This is a genomic window from Pseudomonas putida group bacterium ESBL64 (genome assembly GCF_045277175.1).
GTDB lineage: Bacteria > Pseudomonadota > Gammaproteobacteria > Pseudomonadales > Pseudomonadaceae > Aquipseudomonas > Aquipseudomonas alloputida.
On record NZ_CP145799.1, the window covers coordinates 467,766 to 486,098 of the forward strand.

The 18,333-nt window shown below is 63.5% G+C and carries 20 protein-coding genes; 11 read left to right on the plus strand and 9 right to left on the minus strand.

The genetic code is table 11. From position 1 onward, the window contains the following. Nucleotides 1-78 precede the first annotated feature (78 nt). The gene (gene ggt / locus V6093_RS02065) at nucleotides 79-1,869 is read left to right on the plus strand and encodes a gamma-glutamyltransferase (protein ID WP_047603853.1); all 1,791 of its coding nucleotides are present in this window, start codon (nucleotides 79-81) and stop codon (nucleotides 1,867-1,869) included. Nucleotides 1,870-1,913: 44 nt separating this feature from the next. Continuing rightward, complete coding sequence (locus V6093_RS02070) at nucleotides 1,914-2,795, plus strand: LysR substrate-binding domain-containing protein (RefSeq protein ID WP_003247855.1); 882 nt, start codon at nucleotides 1,914-1,916, stop codon at nucleotides 2,793-2,795. A gap of 152 nt (nucleotides 2,796-2,947) precedes the next feature. Here the strand turns inward: V6093_RS02070 and V6093_RS02075 are convergent, their stop codons facing one another. Further along, nucleotides 2,948-4,000 carry an ornithine cyclodeaminase gene (locus V6093_RS02075; protein WP_019751839.1) on the minus strand — a complete coding sequence of 351 codons (1,053 nt, stop codon included), beginning with the start codon at nucleotides 3,998-4,000 and terminating at the stop codon, nucleotides 2,948-2,950. A gap of 187 nt (nucleotides 4,001-4,187) precedes the next feature. On the opposite strand from V6093_RS02075, the gene V6093_RS02080 reads away from it, so the two are divergent. Further along, on the plus strand, nucleotides 4,188-4,610 hold the full coding sequence (locus V6093_RS02080) for an Lrp/AsnC family transcriptional regulator (protein ID WP_010954389.1): 423 nt from the start codon (nucleotides 4,188-4,190) through the stop codon (nucleotides 4,608-4,610). Between the two features lie 74 nt (nucleotides 4,611-4,684). Here V6093_RS02080 and V6093_RS02085 read toward each other — a convergent pair whose 3' ends face one another. From V6093_RS02085 to V6093_RS02100, 4 genes are all read right to left on the minus strand, one after another. Further along, complete coding sequence (locus V6093_RS02085; RefSeq protein WP_012052118.1) at nucleotides 4,685-5,284, minus strand: START domain-containing protein; 600 nt, start codon at nucleotides 5,282-5,284, stop codon at nucleotides 4,685-4,687. Nucleotides 5,285-5,373: 89 nt separating this feature from the next. Beyond that, a complete protein-coding gene (locus V6093_RS02090) occupies nucleotides 5,374-6,210 on the minus strand; it encodes a bifunctional allantoicase/(S)-ureidoglycine aminohydrolase (RefSeq protein WP_003247865.1) in 837 nt (278 codons plus the stop codon). A 106-nt stretch (nucleotides 6,211-6,316) separates the two neighbouring features. Beyond that, nucleotides 6,317-7,708 (minus strand): LLM class flavin-dependent oxidoreductase, encoded by a 1,392-nt coding sequence (locus V6093_RS02095; protein WP_406669688.1) that lies wholly within the window; start codon nucleotides 7,706-7,708, stop codon nucleotides 6,317-6,319. Nucleotides 7,709-7,724: 16 nt separating this feature from the next. Beyond that, entirely contained in the window at nucleotides 7,725-8,705 is a 981-nt protein-coding gene (locus tag V6093_RS02100) for an aliphatic sulfonate ABC transporter substrate-binding protein (RefSeq protein ID WP_012052120.1), read from the minus strand. A gap of 259 nt (nucleotides 8,706-8,964) precedes the next feature. On the opposite strand from V6093_RS02100, the gene V6093_RS02105 reads away from it, so the two are divergent. After that, nucleotides 8,965-9,849 carry a hypothetical protein gene (locus V6093_RS02105; RefSeq protein ID WP_064493374.1) on the plus strand — a complete coding sequence of 295 codons (885 nt, stop codon included), beginning with the start codon at nucleotides 8,965-8,967 and terminating at the stop codon, nucleotides 9,847-9,849. Between the two features lie 148 nt (nucleotides 9,850-9,997). Beyond that, nucleotides 9,998-10,681, plus strand: coding sequence for a TetR/AcrR family transcriptional regulator (locus tag V6093_RS02110; protein ID WP_004577026.1), 684 nt, complete (start codon nucleotides 9,998-10,000; stop codon nucleotides 10,679-10,681). 38 nt (nucleotides 10,682-10,719) lie between these two features. On the opposite strand, the gene V6093_RS02115 is transcribed toward V6093_RS02110, so the two are convergent. Further along, nucleotides 10,720-11,727, minus strand: a complete 1,008-nt coding sequence (locus tag V6093_RS02115; protein ID WP_004577025.1) for a GlxA family transcriptional regulator — start codon at nucleotides 11,725-11,727, stop codon at nucleotides 10,720-10,722. Between the two features lie 161 nt (nucleotides 11,728-11,888). On the opposite strand from V6093_RS02115, the gene V6093_RS02120 reads away from it, so the two are divergent. Together V6093_RS02120 and V6093_RS02125 are read left to right on the plus strand one after the other, a co-directional pair. Beyond that, a complete protein-coding gene (locus V6093_RS02120; protein ID WP_047603848.1) occupies nucleotides 11,889-12,359 on the plus strand; it encodes a hypothetical protein in 471 nt (156 codons plus the stop codon). 103 nt (nucleotides 12,360-12,462) lie between these two features. Further along, nucleotides 12,463-12,675: a PLDc N-terminal domain-containing protein gene (locus V6093_RS02125; protein WP_003247877.1), complete on the plus strand. Its 213-nt coding sequence runs from the start codon at nucleotides 12,463-12,465 to the stop codon at nucleotides 12,673-12,675. A 44-nt stretch (nucleotides 12,676-12,719) separates the two neighbouring features. Here V6093_RS02125 and V6093_RS02130 read toward each other — a convergent pair whose 3' ends face one another. After that, a complete protein-coding gene (locus tag V6093_RS02130; RefSeq protein WP_003247879.1) occupies nucleotides 12,720-13,046 on the minus strand; it encodes a hypothetical protein in 327 nt (108 codons plus the stop codon). A 189-nt stretch (nucleotides 13,047-13,235) separates the two neighbouring features. Here V6093_RS02130 and V6093_RS02135 point away from each other — a divergent pair, with 189 nt between their 5' ends. Further along, a complete protein-coding gene (locus V6093_RS02135) occupies nucleotides 13,236-13,658 on the plus strand; it encodes a RidA family protein (RefSeq protein ID WP_060538469.1) in 423 nt (140 codons plus the stop codon). Between the two features lie 135 nt (nucleotides 13,659-13,793). Continuing rightward, nucleotides 13,794-14,666, plus strand: a complete 873-nt coding sequence (locus tag V6093_RS02140) for a DMT family transporter (protein ID WP_108078117.1) — start codon at nucleotides 13,794-13,796, stop codon at nucleotides 14,664-14,666. On the opposite strand, the gene V6093_RS02145 is transcribed toward V6093_RS02140, so the two are convergent. Continuing rightward, nucleotides 14,663-15,382, minus strand: coding sequence for a TorF family putative porin (locus V6093_RS02145; RefSeq protein ID WP_003247889.1), 720 nt, complete (start codon nucleotides 15,380-15,382; stop codon nucleotides 14,663-14,665). The two genes, V6093_RS02140 and V6093_RS02145, sit on opposite strands and share 4 nt — an antisense overlap. Nucleotides 15,383-15,463: 81 nt before the next feature. Further along, entirely contained in the window at nucleotides 15,464-15,715 is a 252-nt protein-coding gene (locus V6093_RS02150; RefSeq protein ID WP_012052127.1) for a hypothetical protein, read from the minus strand. A gap of 245 nt (nucleotides 15,716-15,960) precedes the next feature. Here V6093_RS02150 and V6093_RS02155 point away from each other — a divergent pair, with 245 nt between their 5' ends. Both V6093_RS02155 and V6093_RS02160 read left to right on the plus strand, forming a co-directional pair. Beyond that, the gene (locus V6093_RS02155) at nucleotides 15,961-17,427 is read left to right on the plus strand and encodes a DUF3300 domain-containing protein (protein WP_047603841.1); all 1,467 of its coding nucleotides are present in this window, start codon (nucleotides 15,961-15,963) and stop codon (nucleotides 17,425-17,427) included. After that, complete coding sequence (locus V6093_RS02160; RefSeq protein WP_047603839.1) at nucleotides 17,424-18,317, plus strand: DUF2950 domain-containing protein; 894 nt, start codon at nucleotides 17,424-17,426, stop codon at nucleotides 18,315-18,317. Before V6093_RS02155 ends, V6093_RS02160 begins: the two co-directional genes overlap by 4 nt. Nucleotides 18,318-18,333 lie beyond the last annotated feature (16 nt).

The window sequence follows — 18,333 nt, forward strand, 5'->3', positions numbered from 1 at the left end:
ATTACACCAAGGCTTGAAGTCGAGACTGCGTATGACCGACAGTGCTTCGCTGAATAGGTGATGGCAGGATGCATGACGATGAAATATCCCACCCCGCTGATCGGCGCTCTGTGCCTGCTGGCTACCAGTAACTGGGCCGGCGCCGACCAGGTATTGCCCGCGCCACCGGAACTGGCCTCCGGCTACCGTAGCGGTTTGCAGCCGGTGCACGCCAGCCGGCACATGGTCGCCGCAGCCAACCCGCTGGCCAGTGAAGCGGGGCGGGCGATGTTGCGTGCCGGCGGCAGTGCGATTGACGCCGCCATCGCCATGCAAATGGTGCTGACACTGGTCGAGCCGCAGTCCAGTGGGATCGGTGGCGGAGCGTTCATCCTGTACTGGGATGGCAAGCGCGTGCAGGCATTCGACGGGCGTGAGGCAGCACCTGCGGCGGTGACGGAAAAACTGTTCCTGCAAGCCGATGGCACACCCATGCCGTTCCGGGTGGCGCAGATCGGTGGGCGTTCGGTGGGCGTGCCCGGGGTGCTGCGTGCCCTGAAACAGGCCCACGAGCAGCACGGCAAGTTGCCCTGGCACGACCTGTTCGCCCCGGCCATCGCCTTGGCACGCAACGGCTTCGCGGTTTCCGAGCGCCTGCACACGCTACTGGCCGGGGACCCCTACATTGCCCGCTCACCCGCAATGGCCCGTTACTTCCTGGATGAACAGGGCAGGCCGCTGGCCGTGGGTACAATCCTGCGCAACCCTGAGTTGGCACAGACCTTCGAGCAGATCGCCGCACAGGGGCCCGAGGTGTTCTACAGCGGTGAAATTGCCGAAGCCATCGTCGCCACGGTGCGTGGCCATGCCAATGCCGGGTATCTGTCGCTGCAGGATTTGCAGCAGTACCAGGCCAAGGAGCGCGAGCCGTTGTGCGGTCCCTACAAGGCCTGGCAAATATGCGGCATGCCGCCACCCTCCTCGGGTGGGGTGACCGTGCTGCAGACCTTGGGCCTGCTCGAAGCCGTGCAGCGCACCGCGCCGCAACGCGACCTGGCAGCGCTGCGACCGCTGGCCACCTCGTCCCCGGCCCGCCTGGAAGCCCCGCCCTTGGCCGTGCACCTGATCGCCGAGGCCGAGCGCCTGGCCTACGCCGACCGCGCTCAGTACCTGGCCGACAACGACTACGTGCCCGTCCCGGTCAAGGCCCTGACCGATTCTGCTTATCTGGCCAGCCGCGCGGCGCTGATCGGCGAGCACAGCATGAAGCGCGCCCGCCCGGGCCAGCCGCAAGGAGCGGACCTGGCACTTGCGCCCGACCGCTCGCCACTGCGCATCTCCACCTCTCACCTCAGTGCGGTGGATGACAGCGGCCAGGCCCTGGCCATGACCACCTCGGTGGAGGCCGCATTTGGCTCGCACCTGATGGTCAAGGGCTTCCTGCTCAACAATCAGCTGACCGACTTCTCGTTCATCCCCCACGAGCACGGCAAGCCTGTGGCCAATCGGGTGCAGCCGGGCAAACGGCCGCTGTCGGCCATGGCGCCGACATTGGTGTTCTCGCGTGCCACGGGCGAGTTTGTCGCGAGCCTCGGTTCGCCGGGTGGTTCGCAGATCATCGGTTACGTGAACAAGGCACTGGTCGGCCTGCTGGATTGGCAGCTCGACCCGCAGCAGGCCGCCGGCCTGCCCAACTTCGGCAGCCGCAATGCCGGCACCGAAGTGGAAGCAGGGCTGAGCAGCCCGGCGCTGATCCGCCAGTTGGCAGCCTGGGGCCATGAGGTGACACCGATGACCATGACCAGCGGCATGCAGATCATCCAGCGCAGCGGCGAGGGTTGGTCAGGCGGTGCCGATCCTCGGCGGGAAGGAGTGGCCCTCGGTGACTAGCCGTGATAGAACGCAGACTTGCCATTCAGTCGTTGAATATCTAGATGTCTATCAGCGTGAAATCGAATAGGGCTCTGTTCGACCTCGACCTGCTGCGCGCCATTGTCGTGGTGGCCGACTGCGGCAGCTTCACCACCGCTGCCGCGCGGCTGCATTCGACCCAGTCGACGATCAGCCAGAAAGTGCGCCGCCTGGAAGACATGGTTGGCCACCGCCTGCTGGTGCGAGGCAACCGTGATGTGCTGCCGACCGACGCCGGGCAGACCTTGCTCGGCTATGCCCGGCACATGCTGGCCCTGAACGATCAGATGCTTGAAGCCCTGGCCGGGGCGATGGTGGGCACCACGGTACGGCTTGGTGTGCCCGAGGACTTCGTGGGCGGGCGTACCACCAATGCGCTGTCGGCATTCAGCCGGCTGCACCCACAGGTGAAGCTCGAAGTGACCAGCGGCTTGTGCCGTGACCTGAGCCAGGCCTATGACAATGGCGAACTTGACCTGGTGCTGCTCAAGCAGCGGCGCAACAGCCGTGAGGGTGTGGCCTGTTGGCCAGAGCGTCTGCAGTGGATCGACAGCGCACACACGCCTGCCTTCGAGCTGGACCCGATCCCGTTGGTCACCTTTCCGCCGCGCGGCCTGTACCGCGAGGACATGATCAACGCCATCGAAGGCATGGGGCGGCGCTGGCGCATCAGCTTTACCAGTTCCAGCCTCAGTGGCATCCAGGCTGCGGTCGCCGATGGCATGGGTATCAGCCTGCTGCCACCCAGGGCGGCCACCGGCGAGCACAGGGTGCTGGGGGCCGGGCAAGGGCTGCCGGAGGTCGACAGCTATGAGATCGTCATCGTGCACCGGCCGACGGCGGATGTGATGGTCAAGGCGTTGGCTGAGGTGATGACGCAGTTGCTGGCGGGCGGTGGGATCTGACGGTCAGTGGGAAATGCGCTTGCACACGACCCAACGCCAGTGCGATCACTGTGGGCTTTTCCGGCGAGCACGGGCTAAGCCCGTGCCATGCACCGTGCAGCCTGCTTAGCGGGCATGCCTGCTCCCACACGTTCGACTAAACCGATTCAATGTCAGGCAACCCGTCGGATGCGGCTTTTGCCAGCGCGGCCTCGGGTGTGGCTGAACAGGTCTTTCGGGTCGTCCTCAACCCACGGCACCAGGTCGATCTTGGTACCCATCCCGCGCTTTTCGGCTTGCTGTAGTACGTACCGTAGTACGGTGTAGTCTTCGAGGGCGAAGCCCACCGAATCGAACACAGTGACCTGGCTGTCGCTTTGGCGGCCCTCGGTTTCTCCGCGCAGCACGCGCCACAGGTCGACCACCGGAAAGTCCGCCGGCAGCTGCTGGATCTCACCTTCGATACGGGTTTGTGGCTCGTACTCGACGAACACCCGTGCGTTGCGCAGCACATCGGCGTGCAGCTCGGTTTTGCCTGGGCAGTCACCGCCCACGGCGTTCAGGTGCATACCGGGCTCCAGCATGTCGGGGGTAATGATGGTGGCGTAGGCCTTGTCGGCCGTCACCGTGGTGATGATGTCCACGCCTTTCACCGCCTCGGCAACCGAACTGGCTCGGCGGATGGTCAAGCCGCTGTATTCCTTGAGGTTGGCGATAAGCTTGGCGGTGGCCAGCGGGTCGGTGTCGTAGGCGACGATTTCTTCGATGCCCAGGTGCTTGTGGAAGGCCAGGGCCTGGAATTCGCTTTGCGCGCCGTTGCCGATCAGCGCCATCTTGCGCGCGTTCGGGCGGGCCAGTGCCTGGGCTGCCATCAGCGAAGTCGCTGCGGTGCGCAGGGCGGTGGCGATGGTCAGTTCGGACAGCAGCACCGGGTAACCGGAGTCGACATCGGCCAGTACACCGAAGGCCATCACCGTATGCAGGTTGCGTGCAGTATTGGCCGGGTGGCCGTTGACGTATTTGAAGGCATAGCGGCTTTTGTCGGCGACCGGCATCAGTTCGATCACGCCCACTTCCGAGTGGCTGGCAACGCGCGCGGACTTGTCAAACGCCTGCCAGCGTTTGAAATCGTCCCGCAGGGCAGCGGCAAGCTCGCCAATAAACGGCGCTACGCCAATGTCATGCACCAAGTCCGACATGGTTGGAACATCAATGAAATACGTCATGCTCTTGCACCTTGTTATTGTGCGCTTGCCCAGCAGTGCGGGGTAAGCGCTTGAGATTATCGAAGTGAAGCCGCATGAACATTTTGATGACAGGTTGCGCCAATCGGAAGCATACAGGTTGTCAGTTTCGTCAGGCTTCTGGACAATCTGCCAACCCAACGTAGCAATCTGATTATTTGGCAGGCTTATGGACACGATCGATCGGGAACTGATTGCACTGTTGCGGGACAACGCACGTACCCCGGTGCTGACCCTGGCAAAAAAGCTGAAGGTGGCCAGGGCAACGGTGCATAACCGCATCACCCGGCTTGAAGAGCAGGGTGTGATCATCGGTTACACGGTACGTTTGCGCTCCGATGCGCTGGACCAGGGGGTGCGGGCAATCACCAGCATCGGCATCAGCGGCCACCATGCCGCAGAGGTCAAGCACGCGCTGCGCGGGCATCCCAATGTGGTGGCCATCCACACCACCAATGGCCGCTGGGACCTGATGGCAGAGTTGCGCGCCGACACCCTCGAAGCGTTCGACCGGGCGCTGAACGCCATCCGCTCGATCCCGCATATCGAGAACACCGAGACCAGCATCCTGCTGTCGACCTACAAGATGTGACCGCTGAGCCAGAGGGGGGTATTGCATAAAAAGCTGCTGGCCCTGCTGCAGTCGGTCTGCGGCCTGGCGGCACTTCAAGGTTGGCGCTCAGCCACCGCTCGCAACGTACGCAACGTCACCACCGGTGTATCCACTACAAACCGGTTGGCCAGCCACCCCGGCACATCCCCGGCAGGGGCGGCCTGCAACTGGTAGGTCACCTCGGTCACGCGGTCACCCAGCGGTCTCATCTGCCACACGCCACTCAGGTGCTCTACCCGGATCAGGCCGTCAACCCTGGGGATCCTATCGGGATCGGCGCTCAGGTGGCGCACCAGGGTACCGTCGACCAGGCGTTCGCTGGTCACTTTAAGCACAATGTCCCGTGGCCTCGCCGGCCAAGGCAGCTGAGTGGTCAGGTACACCCAGGTGTTGTCACCCTCCACATCCAGCAGCCGCATCTGGTCACAGGCGTACAGCCACTTGCAGGCCACCCGCAGGTTATCCTGCAGGTCAGTGAGCGTGCGCAGGCTGGCTTTCATGGTGCTGACACCACGAAATTGCTGGTAGGGCGAGTCGCCTGCATCTTTCAGGTACACGCGAATGCCTTCGCGGTCGTAGGCCAGGTGCCAGTCATCGGTGGCCAGGGCAGAGGCGCACAGCAGCAAGGCCGCGAGCAGCAGGCAGCGGTTCATGGCCGGTACCCTGCAGGGGTGGGTATTTCAGTATGCGCGGCAAACAGAAAGCCCGCCAGGTTGGCGGGCTTGCGGGCATCAGCCTGGGCTTAGCGCTTAGGGTTCAGCGTCAGGTGTACGTGACGGTTCACGTCCTTGTACAGCAGGTAGCTGAAGTTGCCTGGGCCGCCGGCGTAGCAGGCTTGCGGGCAGAAGGCACGCAGCCACATGAAGTCGCCGGCTTCCACTTCGACCCAGTCCTGGTTCAGACGGTACACTGCCTTGCCTTCCAGCACGTACAGGCCGTGTTCCATCACGTGGGTTTCTGCGAACGGAATCACACCGCCGGGCTGGAAGGTGACGATGTTCACGTGCATGTCGTGGCGCATGTCGGCCATGTCGACAAAGCGGGTGGTTTTCCAGCGGCCTTCGGTGCCCGGCATCTCGATGACGGTGGCGTTGTCGCGGTGGGTGACGAAGGATTCCGGCACGTCCAGGCCTTCAACCTTCTGGTAGTGCTTGCGCAGCCAGTGGAAGGTGACGTTGGACTTGCTGTTGTTACGCAGGCTCCACTCGGCGCCCGGGGCCAGGAAGGCGTAGCCGCCAGGTACCAGGGTGTGGTGTTTGCCTTCGACGGTGATGTCCAGTTCGCCTTCGACGATGAACACCACGGCTTCCGCATCGGCGTCCAGCTCAGGGCGCTCGCTGCCGCCTTCCGGGGCCAGTTCGACGATGTACTGGGAGAACGTTTCGGCAAAACCGGTCAGCGGGCGGGCGATGACCCACATGCGCATCTTGTCCCAAAAGGGCAGGTGGCTGGTGACGATGTCACGCATCACGCCTTTAGGGATGACGGCATAGGCTTCGGTGAACATGGCACGGTCAGTCAGCAGCTCGGTTTGAGCCGGGTGCCCACCGTGGGGGGCGAAGTACGAATGGTTCGACATGGACGATCTCGACTTGTTGTTCTCTCCCCATGCCTTGAACCGCACCGGCCGGTGCGGCGCAGGGGATGTGGCCACAGAATAGGGTCGAGTGCGTGGCATCCACAAATTAAATGTTGGAATACCCGGTATTTGATCGCTGAATGCTGACCTGGCGCCCAACGTGCCGTTCGGGCAGCTGGCCGCCGCGGCCGAACAGCTTGTGGCGCAGGGGGCCCTTGGTGTAGCTCAGCGGGTAGCGGCCGCGCCGTTGCAGCTCGGGCACCAGCAGGTCGACTACATTGGCCAGGTCGTCCGGTTGCACGGCGTAGGTCAGGTTGAAACCGTCGATGCCGGTATGGTCCAGCCAGGTTTCCAGCTGGTCGGCCACCTCGCTGGCAGCGCCGATCAGCACGGGGCCGCGACCGCCGAGGCCAACGAACTCGGCGGCTTCGCGTACGGTCCAGCGGCGAGTGGGGTCGGCGGCGGTAAAGGCTGCCAGGGCAGCACGGCCAGCATCGTTCTCGACGTACTCGATCGGTGCATCGGGGTCGAGGCCGGCGAAGTCGATACCGGTCCAGCCTGACAGCAGCGCCAGGGCAGCGTCCAGGTCGACATAGCGGCGATAGTCGTTAAAGCGGGCCTCGGCTTCTTCCCGCGTGGGGGCGACAATCAACAGCGCCTGGGCGTAGATCAGCACTTCGTCACGGCCACGCCCGGCCGCTTCGCAGGCCTGGCGGATGCCGTCGGCGTAGCGGCGCAGCACCGTCGGCGTCGGCCCGCTGATAAACACGCATTCGGCATGCCGTGCGGCAAACTGCTGGCCGCGTGCCGACGCACCGGCCTGGAACAACACCGGGGTGCGTTGCGGCGACGGCTGGCACAGGTGCATGCCGGGCACCTGGAAGTGCTCGCCCACATGGTTGATCGGGTGTACCCGCGAGGGTTCGATATAGCGCCCGCTTTCACGCTCCAGCAGCACAGCGTCGTCGTCCCAGCTTTTCTCCCACAGCTTGTACAGCACCTGCAGGTATTCCTCGGCCAGGTCATAGCGTTGGTCGTGGCCCAGTTGATGCGCCAGGCCGAGGTTGCGCGCAGCGCTGTCCAGATACCCGGTGACGATGTTCCAGCCGACCCGGCCATTGCTCAGGTGGTCGAGCGTGGACATGCGCCGGGCGAAGGGGTAGGGGTGTTCGTAGGTCAGCGAAAAGGTGACACCAAAACCCAGGTGCTCGGTCGCCCCGGCCATCGCCGGCACCAGCAGCAGCGGATCATTGACCGGCACCTGCACGCCACCGCGCAGGGCGGCTTGCGGGCTGCCTTGATAGACGTCGTAGATACCCAGCACATCGGCGATGAACAGGGCGTCGAACAGGCCGCGTTCGAGCAGGCGGGCCAGGTCGGTCCAGTAACTCAGGCGGTTGAACGCCACACTGGTGTTGCGCGGATGGCGCCACAGCCCAGGGGACTGGTGGCTGGCAGCGTTCATGCTGAAGGCGTTGAAGCGGATCGGGCGAGGCATGGTCAGCGCGCTCCGTTCAAGGCAACACGGAAGCCGGGTAGACCGCTTCGGCCACCTGTAGCTTGCGTGGAATCAGGCCCAGGCCCTGGAAGGTGTCCGCCAGCTTCTGTTGTTCGGCAACGATCTGCGGGGTGATAGCGACGGCGTTGTAGTTGCGCCGTTCGCTGGCCACTTCCAGCACCTGGGTGCTGATCCCCAGCTGCGGTGCCAGCAGCGCGGCCACTTCGGCGGGCTTGGCGTTGGCCCACTGGCTGACCTTGCCCAGCTCGGCAAAGAAGGTTTTCAGCAGTGCACGGTGCTGGTCGGCATAGCTGGCGGTGGACAGGTAGAAGGTGCGGTTGTTGGACAGGCCGCTGCCGTCGCGCAGGTTTTTCAACCCTGGCTGGCTTTCTGCGGCGGCGAGGAACGGGTCCCACAGGGTCACGGCCTGCACACTGCCCGATTGCAGGGCGGCCACGGCATCGGCGGCATTGTTGACGTAGGCGGGGGTAATGTCCTTGTAACTGAGGCCAGCCTGCTGCAGGGCTACGGCCAACAGGTATTGGGCATTCCAGCCGCGGCCGGTGGCCACGCGCTTGCCTTTCAGGTCCTGCACACTGGCCAGGTGGTCCTGCTCGCGCACGACCAGGCCAATGCCGCGTGGGTAGGGTTGTTCGGCGGCCAGGTAGACCACAGGCTTGCCGGCGGCCTGGGCGAACACCGAGGGGGCATCGGCTGCGTGGCCGAGGTCGATGGCGCCGGTGCTCAGTGCCTCCAGTAGCTGGGGGCCTGCGGCGAACTCATGCCAGCTGACCTTCACACCTTGCGGTGCCAGGGCCTTCTCCAGGGCGCCGCTGCCTTTGAGGATGTTGATGCTGTTGAATTTCTGGTAGCCGATGCGCAGTGTCCTGGCGTCGTCGGCAATGGCTTCGGACCAGGGCAGCAGGGCGCTGGCGACGCTGGCCAGTAAACCGCCGATCAGCAGACGGCGTAATGGGGAGAAGGCATGTTTGGGCATGGGCATTGCTCCTTGAATCGGGTGAGAGGCGATCTGCCCAGACTAAGGAGGTGGCGTTTGGCTTTCAATTTATATATTCCAGTTTGTTAGATTGTTTAGTTATTTTTATATCCTTTTGTTTTTAGTAGCGGGGTGCCTATCGTTGTTGGAGGCGCCATGGGCTGAGATCGGCGGGTCCTGCAGCACCCGTTTGTGCAGCTTTCGACATTTTTTTCACATTCGCTTGCTAGGATCCGCAACGATTCCGAGGAGCCCCTTCATGCCGCACATCCTGCGCAAGCGCAGCGCCCGCATCGCCTTGACTGCTACCTCCGGCCTGCTCGCGGCCACCTTGGGCTTCTTCGCGTGGCAGAGTTTCTACCCGGTTCAGGCCGCTACCGGCTGGGATGTTGAGGTGTTGCATCGCGACGTAACCAAAGCCGCCTCGCTGTTACCGCAAACGGATGGCAGCCTGCTGGTCAGCCGTGAACTGGATGACGGCCGGGGCAGCATCCTCAAGATCACGGCTACGGGCGAGCGCGTCGTGCTGATCGATAACCTGTCCAAGCCCGACGGTATGGTCGCGGCGCAGGGCGGCTGGGTGTTCAGCCAGGAAGGTGGCCTGGCACCTGTCAGCCTGTCCCGCGATGGCCAGGTCACCCAGCTGTTCGACGGCGAGAGCGTGCAAGGCCTCTGGAACGAAGGCAACTATCTTTATGCCATCGAAGACCGCAAGGGCAATGGTCGCCTGATGCGCTATGACTGGAGCAGCGGGCAGCTGGATGTACTGCGGTCCGGCCTGACCGAAACCGAAGGCCTGACCCGCTGCAGCGACGGCCGCCTGCTGTACACCGAAAAGGCCAATGGCAGGGTCCGCTCCCTGTCCGACGATGGCAGCGACCCGGTGGTGGTCGACGGTTTGCGTAACCCTACATTCTTGTATTGTGATCAACGTGGCCTATGGATCAGCGAGGACAACACACACCGTGCGCGCCTGCTGCGCATCGATGCCGATGGCAGCCAGCAAACGGTGCTGACTTTCCTCAAGGCTCCCCAGGCGATCATCGCCGATGGTATCGGGGGTTATCTGCTCGCTGAAGGTGGGCGTAACCGCGTGCTGCGCCTGACGCCCGCGCCGGCGCCCGCGACTGCCCAGCGTAACTGACTGTGCGCCTGGCTGATGATCAGTGCCTGCAGGCTGACCGCGCTGCTTGAGCCCAAGGCATCATGGCTACCCGACCAACAGCGTGCTTCCCTGCATGGCCGCGCTAACGGATAATCCCGGCATTCCAATAAACAGCCTGTGAGTGGGTATGAGTGATTCCGTAGTCGGCCTCGGCCAGCCTGAAACCGAAGGGGTGCGCAAAACGCGCAAGAACAACCCTGAGAAAACACGCGAGGACATCCTCCAGGCCGCCATCAACGAGTTCGTTCAGCAAGGGCTGGCCGGCGCCCGCGTCGACGCCATCGCCGAACGCACCGCCACTTCCAAGCGCATGATCTACTACTACTTCGGCAGCAAGGAGCAGCTGTATTGCGAGTGCCTGGTGAAGTTGTACGGGGATATCCGCAAGACCGAACAGAGCCTGGACCTGGAGTCGTTACCGGCTGAGCAGGCGATCCGCCGGCTGGTGGAGTTCACCTTCGATCACCATGACCGCAACGTCGATTTCGTGCGCATCATCTGCACCGAAAACATCCACTATGGCGAGTACGTCAAGCAGTCGCCGGCCATTCGCGAAATGAGCAGCCTGGTGCTGGAGGCCCTGGGCAACACCCTGCGCCGTGGCGTTCAGGAAGGCGTGTTCCGCGCCGGCATCGAGGTCATCGACCTGCACATGCTGATGAGCTCGTTCTGCTTCTACCGGGTGTCGAACCGCCATACCTTTGGCGAGATCTTCCAGATCGACCTGTCTGATGAGCAAATAAAGCTGCGCCACAAAGCCATGATCTGTGATGCGGTGTTGCGGTATATCCAGCTCGAGCCTCGTACCTGAGATTGCTCGAGCGCCTGGGCTGGCTCAAAGGGCCTCGGTCACTCGCCCAGCCGTTGCTCGCGCGACGGCGGGTAGCCGAAATACGCCGCATAGCACTTGCTGAAGTGCGACACCGAGACAAACCCGCAGGCCACTGCCACTTCCATCACCGACAGGTCGGAATACTGCAGCAGCCGGCGGCTCTTGGTGATGCGCAGCTCCATGTAATAGCGCCGGGGCGACGTGCCCAGCTGGGCCTGGAACAGGCGGTCGATCTGCCGCCGCGAGCGCCCGCTGTAGGCGGCCAACTGGTCGAGGCTGAGGGTTTCCTCGAGGTTGTTCTCCATCAGCTCGACAATGGTGCGCAGGTGCAGGCTCATGGACTTCTTCGCCCCAGGACCCACCTGGCGGTAGCGCGCACCGGAGAATGACAGGATTTCCTCGACACCTTCGGCCAGGCCATCACCATACAGCCGGCGTACCAGGCCCAGCATCAGCTCCATGGCGCCATTGGGGCTGGCGGCGCTGAGGCGGTCACGGTCGAGGGTAAAGCTGGCCGGGGTGATGCGGGTTTGCGGGCTGCGCTCCGACAGGCTGGCACGTTGCTCGGGGTGGATGCTGCAACCGTAGTCGTCCAGCACCCCGGCACGGCCAAGGAACCAGGCGCCGTTCCACAAGCCGCCCAAGGCCATGCCGTGGGCCGCGCAATCGTCCAGCAGGCGATCGAGTTCCGGGTACTTGAGTGGTGTGCGCAAGCCGCCACAGACCACCAACAGGTCCAGCTCCTTCAGCGCCGCGGCGGACAGCTCGGTGGCCACCAGTTCCAGCCCCAGGTCGCTGAGCACCCGGTCGCCGTCCAGCGACAGCGGGGTGAACCGGAAGCTGTCGGCACGTAGCAGGTTGGCCGTGACCAGTACGTCCATGGCCACCGTGAAACTGGCCATCGAGAAGTGTTCGAGCAGGATAAAGTCGACCCGATAGGGCGCCTGGGCATTGGCGCTGCTTGTTTTGAGCCGTAGCATGTTGCTGGTGCTGGTCTTTTGGCTGAACTGGCGTGGCGTGGGCACTCTGAACTCCGCTTCCTGGCTGGCCCGCAGAGTGTGGACGGTGCCCGGAGGAAAGACAATCTCCCCGGTGGCTGTGTCGTATTACAGGTCGTGTTCAGGCAAACCTGCCTGTCCTGGCGCTTTACCGCTATGCTGACCTCCCGTCATTGAGGATGCCCCTGATGAGATATGCCGCTGTAGTGATGCTCAGCCTGTTGCCGTTGCTGGCCAACGCCCTGGAGCAGGGCGACAAGCTTGCCCCGTTCACACTGCTCGACCAGTACGACCAGGCCTACAGCCTTGCTGCCGACACGCAGATACTGCTGGTGGCGCGCGATATGGACGGTGCCAAGCTGGTCAAGGCGGCACTGGCCGAGCAGCCCAAGGGCTACCTGGAAGCACGCGCGGCTGTATTCGTGGCCGACATTCAGCGCATGCCTGCGCTGATCAGCAAACTCTTCGCAGTCCCGGCCATGCGCGATTACAGCTACCGGGTGCTGCTCGACCGTGATGGGCGAGTGGCCAGCCGTTACCCCGGGCAGGAGGGCCAGGTGCAGTGGTTACAACTGCAGCAGGGCGTGCTGGTCAACCAGCGGGCGTTCACCGATGCAGCGGCGTTGAAGGCTGCGCTGGAGAATGCACCACGGCAATAAGGCCTTTTCGCCGCGCCTGCAAAGAGGCGCGGTGAGTCAAATCAATCTGAACCCTCAGCGCTTGCAGCAACCCAACCCAATACATGCCATTGGGAGAGCGCTCATGGAAATCGGTACGATCTGGATCATCATCGCAGCCTTGGTCATTCTGCTGGAGATCTGGGCCATCTGGCACATCATCGGCAGTGAACGGCGCGCCGAGCGCAAGATGCTGTGGATCGTCTTCGTGGTCTACGCACCCTTCCCCGGTTTGCTGTTCTGGGCCTGGCGCGGGCCGCGGGCGGTGAAGGGCAGGGCGGTGCTGCAGGAAAAATGACGGTTTGCGGCCTCGGGCGCGGGGGCGCCTGAGGCCGTCGAGGGTCATTTGGGCAGGATGTCGAAACGCATGGCTGGCCCCAGCCCGTCCACCATCAGGCAGCCGTAGAACTTCACGGTGGACAGTACGCGCAGTTCCTTGAGCGCGTCATGGATGTAATCGCGGACCAGCTTTTCAGCTTCCCGCTTGCGGTCAGCGAGGGTGGTGCCATTGAGCGTGATCATGCCAAGCAGCGTGGTTTCAATGTGCTCGACGGTGTCCAGGCCGAGCTTTTCCCGCAGGTGCAGACGTGCCTGTGCCGCATCGGTTTCATCGCGTGGAGCGCTGTGCGGCTTGATGGTATAGGCCAGCTGAAAATCAAATTTGCTCATCGGTTTTTCCTTGTTGGTTAAAGGCCTCCATGCCGGGCTTTGCAATCTAAGGCCTGACAGCCGCTGCGCAAACACACGCTTGGTTCCAACATGACGATGCCTTGTACGAAATGTCCTACTTCAGGCTTGACCTCGAGTTAACTTAAGGTCCGATACTCCGACGCTCTTCCAACCGAGCAAAGGCTTGTCGTGACCCCATCAAGCGCATTCCAGCTAAGCAACCCCGAAGGCCTCTACGACCCCAGTGGCAACGCCTACTCCCATGTCGCCGAAGTGCGCGCTGACAGCCGTCTGCTGTTCATCGCCGGTCAGGGTGGGGAGGATAGCCAGGGCCAGTTGTCACCCGTGTTCGCCGATCAGGCCCGGCAGGCATTGGCCAACCTGGAGCGGGCCCTGGCGTCGAAAGGTGCAAGCCTGGCCCAGGTGTTCAAGCTGACCCTGCTGATTGTCGAGCACTCCGAAGCGCGCCTGCACCAATGGGTGGCCGAGGCCGACAGGGCCTGGGGGGCGCACATGAAACCGACCTGCACGCTGATACCGGTGCCCCGGCTGGCGCTGGACGGCATGCTGGTGGAGATCGAAGCAGTAGCCGCCGTCTTGCCCAAAACCTGAAAAGCCGGCGCGGGTTTACCCGCGAACACCGGCGTAGCCGGTGCCATCCTCCACGGTGGATTCTTCCTTGTATATCGGTGCCGGTCCTGACTAAATGCCGCTATAACAACAATCCCACTCAGAGGTGACCACACCATGAGTACAGGCACGACCACGCTTACTGACCGCAAGACCAGCGCCTGGCTTTGGCCTGCCCTTTTCAGTCTGGTGGCGTTTGCCGCCAACTCGGTGTTCTGCCGGCTGGCGCTGAAGGACGGGGCCATCGACCCGGTGTCCTTCACCATGGTCCGCCTGGCCAGTGGCGCGCTGTTTCTGCTGTTGCTGATTCGCCTGCGCAGCCCGGTGCACACCATGGGCGGCAGTTGGTGGGGCGGCTTGGCCCTGTTCCTGTACGCGTTCCTGTTTTCTGCGGCTTACCTGCAACTGGGGGCAGGGGTGGGGGCGTTGTTGCTGTTCGGTGCCGTGCAGATCACTATGTTCGGCTTCGCGTGGTACAGGGGCGAACACATCACGGTACGCATGCTGCTGGGCATGCTGATTGCCTTTGCCGGCCTGCTGGTGCTGCTGTTGCCCGGCGTGTCCGCGCCGCCGTTGGCCAGTGCATTGCTGATGGCCCTGTCCGGTGTGGCCTGGGGGGTGTATACGCTACTGGGCAAAGGCTCGCCCAGGCCGCTGGCCGACACTGCCGGCAATTTCGCCCGCAGCTTGCCGTGCCTGGTGCTGCTGCTACCGATGCTGTTGCTGGGTGCCGGCCCGCACCTCACGCCACTTGGCTTGTTGTATGCCTTGGGTTCCGGTGTGCTGGCTTCTGGCGCAGGCTATGCCGTTTGGTATGGCGTGGTCAGGCAGATCAGTGCGCAACAGGCGGCGACCCTGCAACTGAGTGTGCCGGTGATTGCCGCCCTGGGCGGGGTTGCCCTGATTGGCGAACCGGTGTCGTTGCGCTTGTTGATCGCCTGTGTGGTGGTGTTGGGCGGCATTGCCCTGGCGCTGGCGCCGCGCCGTTAAAAAAAGCTGCGCTGGGCCTTGAGTGTGACCACGCTGTCGCAATAGGTATTGATGCCCGAATAGGCATCGCAGCTCGCGCCACTCAGGCTGGAGTTGCTGTAGATCAGGTTCAGGTCGATGCCCAGCCAGGGCCGCGACAGCTCCAGTGACCAATCGGAAAAGGTATTCACCTGGCTGCCATCGCCAATGGTGAACGGCGTGCCCAGGCGGTGGTGGGCGAGCTTGACGGTGAAGTCGACGTCGAACATCGGCAGATGGCCGAAGTCGGCGAACAGCGTGCCCGTGCGGTTGTCGGGGTTGTCGCGCAGCGCCCCGCCGAAGCGGCTGCCCAGCACCGAAATCCCCCCATACAGGGCGTAGCTGTCGGGGCCTGCGATATTGGGCTGACTGTAATGGATCAGCCCTACCTCGTAGCCCAGGCTGCTGTCGAAATGGTGCTTGTAGCCCAGGTAGCTGTCCAGGCGCAGGGTCGAGTCAGGGGTGACGCCCATGCTTGGGGCGTACTGGCCCAGGTACCAGCCATTGGGGTGGCTGAGGTCTAGCCCGCCATGGAATGCGCCAACGGCACTGGGTGAGATAAGCCCTTGCGCCATGCTGCGTGAGGGGGTGGTGCCGAGTGTGAAGTCGAAATCGCCCAGTTGGCGTTTCATCTGCTGGGCTTGCGACGCGGGGCTTAAAAGCAGCGCAGCACTCAGCAACAGAAGGGGCCTGATCATGGTCTCCGTCCTGGAAGGCTTGCGGTTGAGCGGTAGAGGATACCTGCGCAAGTGGAGGGAGGGAACCGCCGGTTAGCCCGTTCAGCCTTTGGTCGAACGTTCAGCGTCGGCGGCCTCCGTCACGACAGGCAGGTTACCGGCACGCAGGATCACCCTCCGTTGCTGCTCGTAATTGTCCAGCGACAGTCCGCGGCGCTGCAAGGCTTCCAGTTGCAACTGGCGAGTTTCCTCGGCGGTGTACGGGCGCAGTTCAGGGTGGCTGGCACAGCCGCTGATCACGGCGATGGCAAAAGCGACAAGGGTGGCGGACAGCTGGCGGGCCAAGGTATTCATTGGTTAGCTCCAGGGCAGTCTAGGAAGCAGCGTGGGGATGGCGCTAGGTTATGCGGCCACAGCGTTCGTTAGAAATTGCCCCGCTCGATAGTGACTATCGACGGTTCCGGCGAAGCCCACCTATAGACTCAAATGCATCAACCATCCCACCGTTGAAGCGCGAAAAGTTAGCGTCCCCTCGTCTGGTCAAAAGCACTGCCATTGCTACCCTTAACCCACGCGGTCTGACCTTGTGGGGATAAGCGATGCGCATGCCATTGTTTGCTGTCCTGTCGGCACTGCTTTGCCTGAGCGCTGCCCCGGGCCTGGTGCTGGCCGAAGACGTGCCCGCGCCGGATCCGGCGCCATCCGCTGCCACGCCCGTGGCCAAGGACCCGGTGTTCTCCCAGGAGCAACTGGACCAGATGCTGGCCCCCATTGCCTTGTACCCTGATCAGTTGCTGGCTCAGGTGCTGATGGCGTCAACCTACCCGGGGCAGGTCAATGAAGCCGTGACCTGGTCCAAGGCCAACCCCAAGGCCACCGGCGACGATGCGGTCAGGCAAGTGGCCAAGCAGCCCTGGGACCCTAGCGTACAGGCACTGGTGGCCTTCCCGCAGGTGCTGGCAACGCTTGGCCAGGACCCGGTCTGGGTGCAGCGCCTGGGCGATGCTTTCCTCGCCCAGCCCGATGATGTCATGGGCAGCGTGCAGCGTTTGCGCCACCAGGCGCAGGCCGCCGGCAATCTGCAGAGCAGCCAGTACCAGCACGTCACCGTGCAGACCGCACCTGCACCGGCGCCAGCCGCAAGCGGCAGTAGCACCCAAGGGGCAGCGGCCAGCAGCCCGCCCACCACCATCGTCATCGCGCCGGCCGACCCGCAAGTGGTGTATGTGCCCAGCTATAACCCGACCACCACCTATGGTACGTGGGCCTACCCGGCCTCGCCGCCGGTGTATTACCCGCCGCCGCCCATGTACTACCCCGGTTCCGCGCTGGTGGCCGGCCTGGCCTTCGGTACCGGCGTGGCGATCGTCGCCTCGTTGTGGGGCGATTGCGACTGGGACAACAATGACATCGACATTGACGTCAACCGCTACAACAACCTCAACGTCAACAACCGCATCACCAACAACCAGAACAAATGGCAGCACAATGCCGCCAACCGCGACGGGGTGCCATACCGCGATTCTCGCAGCCGTCAGCAGTACGGCCGCCAGCTGGACGGTGCCACTCAGCGCACCGCGTTCCGCGGCGACGACGCCCAACGGGCCCAGGCCCGAGACAAAGCCCGGGTATCGATGGACCGCGCAGGTATCGAACGGCCGGCTACCAGTAACCGTCAGGCCCGCGAGCAAATGCGCGAGGCCAAGGCAGGCAATCCTGACGGCAACCGCATGCCGTCCCGTGATGATGGCGCGCGGGCGACTGACCGTCGGCAGGAAACCCGCAATGATCAAGGCCGCCAGCAGAACGGCAACCTGGCCAATCAACGCCGGCAGGGCGACGGCCAGGTGCGGCAGCCGGCGCAGAGCCGTCCTGCCAATACGGCAGGCCGTGCCCGCAACAATGCCTTCGACGGTGTGCGCTCGCCGTCGCGCACCAGCGTGCAGGCCAACCGCGGCCATACCAGCCAGTCGTTCGCTCAGCGGCCAGGTGCGTCTCGTGCCGCCGGGCACCCGATCTCCCGGCCCAGTGCGCCCGCGCGTCGCGGCGCAGGAGGCCGTCGATGAAGCGCCCAACACTGGCTGCATTGCTGCTGACGGCAGGTTTGGCCTGGTCGTTCATGGCCGCCGCCCAGCAAGCCTTCCCAACGCCGGAGAAGGCCGTGGAAGCCTTTGTCGCGGCGCTGGGCCAGGAAAAACCTGATGAAGCCCGCCTGGCCCAGTTGCTGGGCGATGACTGGCGCACCTATATACCGCGCGGTGGTGTGCAACGCAGCGATGTGGATACCTTTCTCGAGCAGTATCGCGCACAGCACAGCATCGACATGTCAGGCGAGGGCAAGGCCATCCTGGCGGTGGGCACCGGTCACTGGACCTTGCCCATACCGCTGACCAGGAGCAGCCAGGGCTGGCGCTTCGACCTCAAGGCGGGCAGTGCCGAAATTCGCGCCCGTCGCATCGGGCGCAACGAGCTGGGTGTTCTGCAGTCGCTGCTGGCCTATCACGATGCGCAAATGGACTACGCCACCCAGGACCACAACGGAGATGGTGCGCTGGAGTACGCACAGAAGATTTTCAGCGAGCCGGGCAAGCATGACGGGCTGTATTGGGATGACAATGGCGACGGTGACGTCAGCCCGTTGGGCCCGCTGTTCGGCCAGGATGTGGTCGGTGACGCCTGGTATGGCTACCACTTCCGCATCCTGGACGCACAGGGCCCATCCGCCCCGGGCGGTGCCTACAGCTACCTGATCGGCAACCAGATGAGCCGTGGCTTCGCCATGGTCGCCTGGCCGGCCAGGTACGACGACACCGGGGTGATGAGCTTCATGATCAGCCATGACGGCCAAGTGTTCGAGAAAGACCTCGGGCCGCATGGCGACAGGCTGGCGAAGGAGATGAAACGCTTCGACCCGGACGACAGCTGGAAAGTGGTGGATGTGGTGGCGGGGGATTGAGCCCGCCAAGCCAACG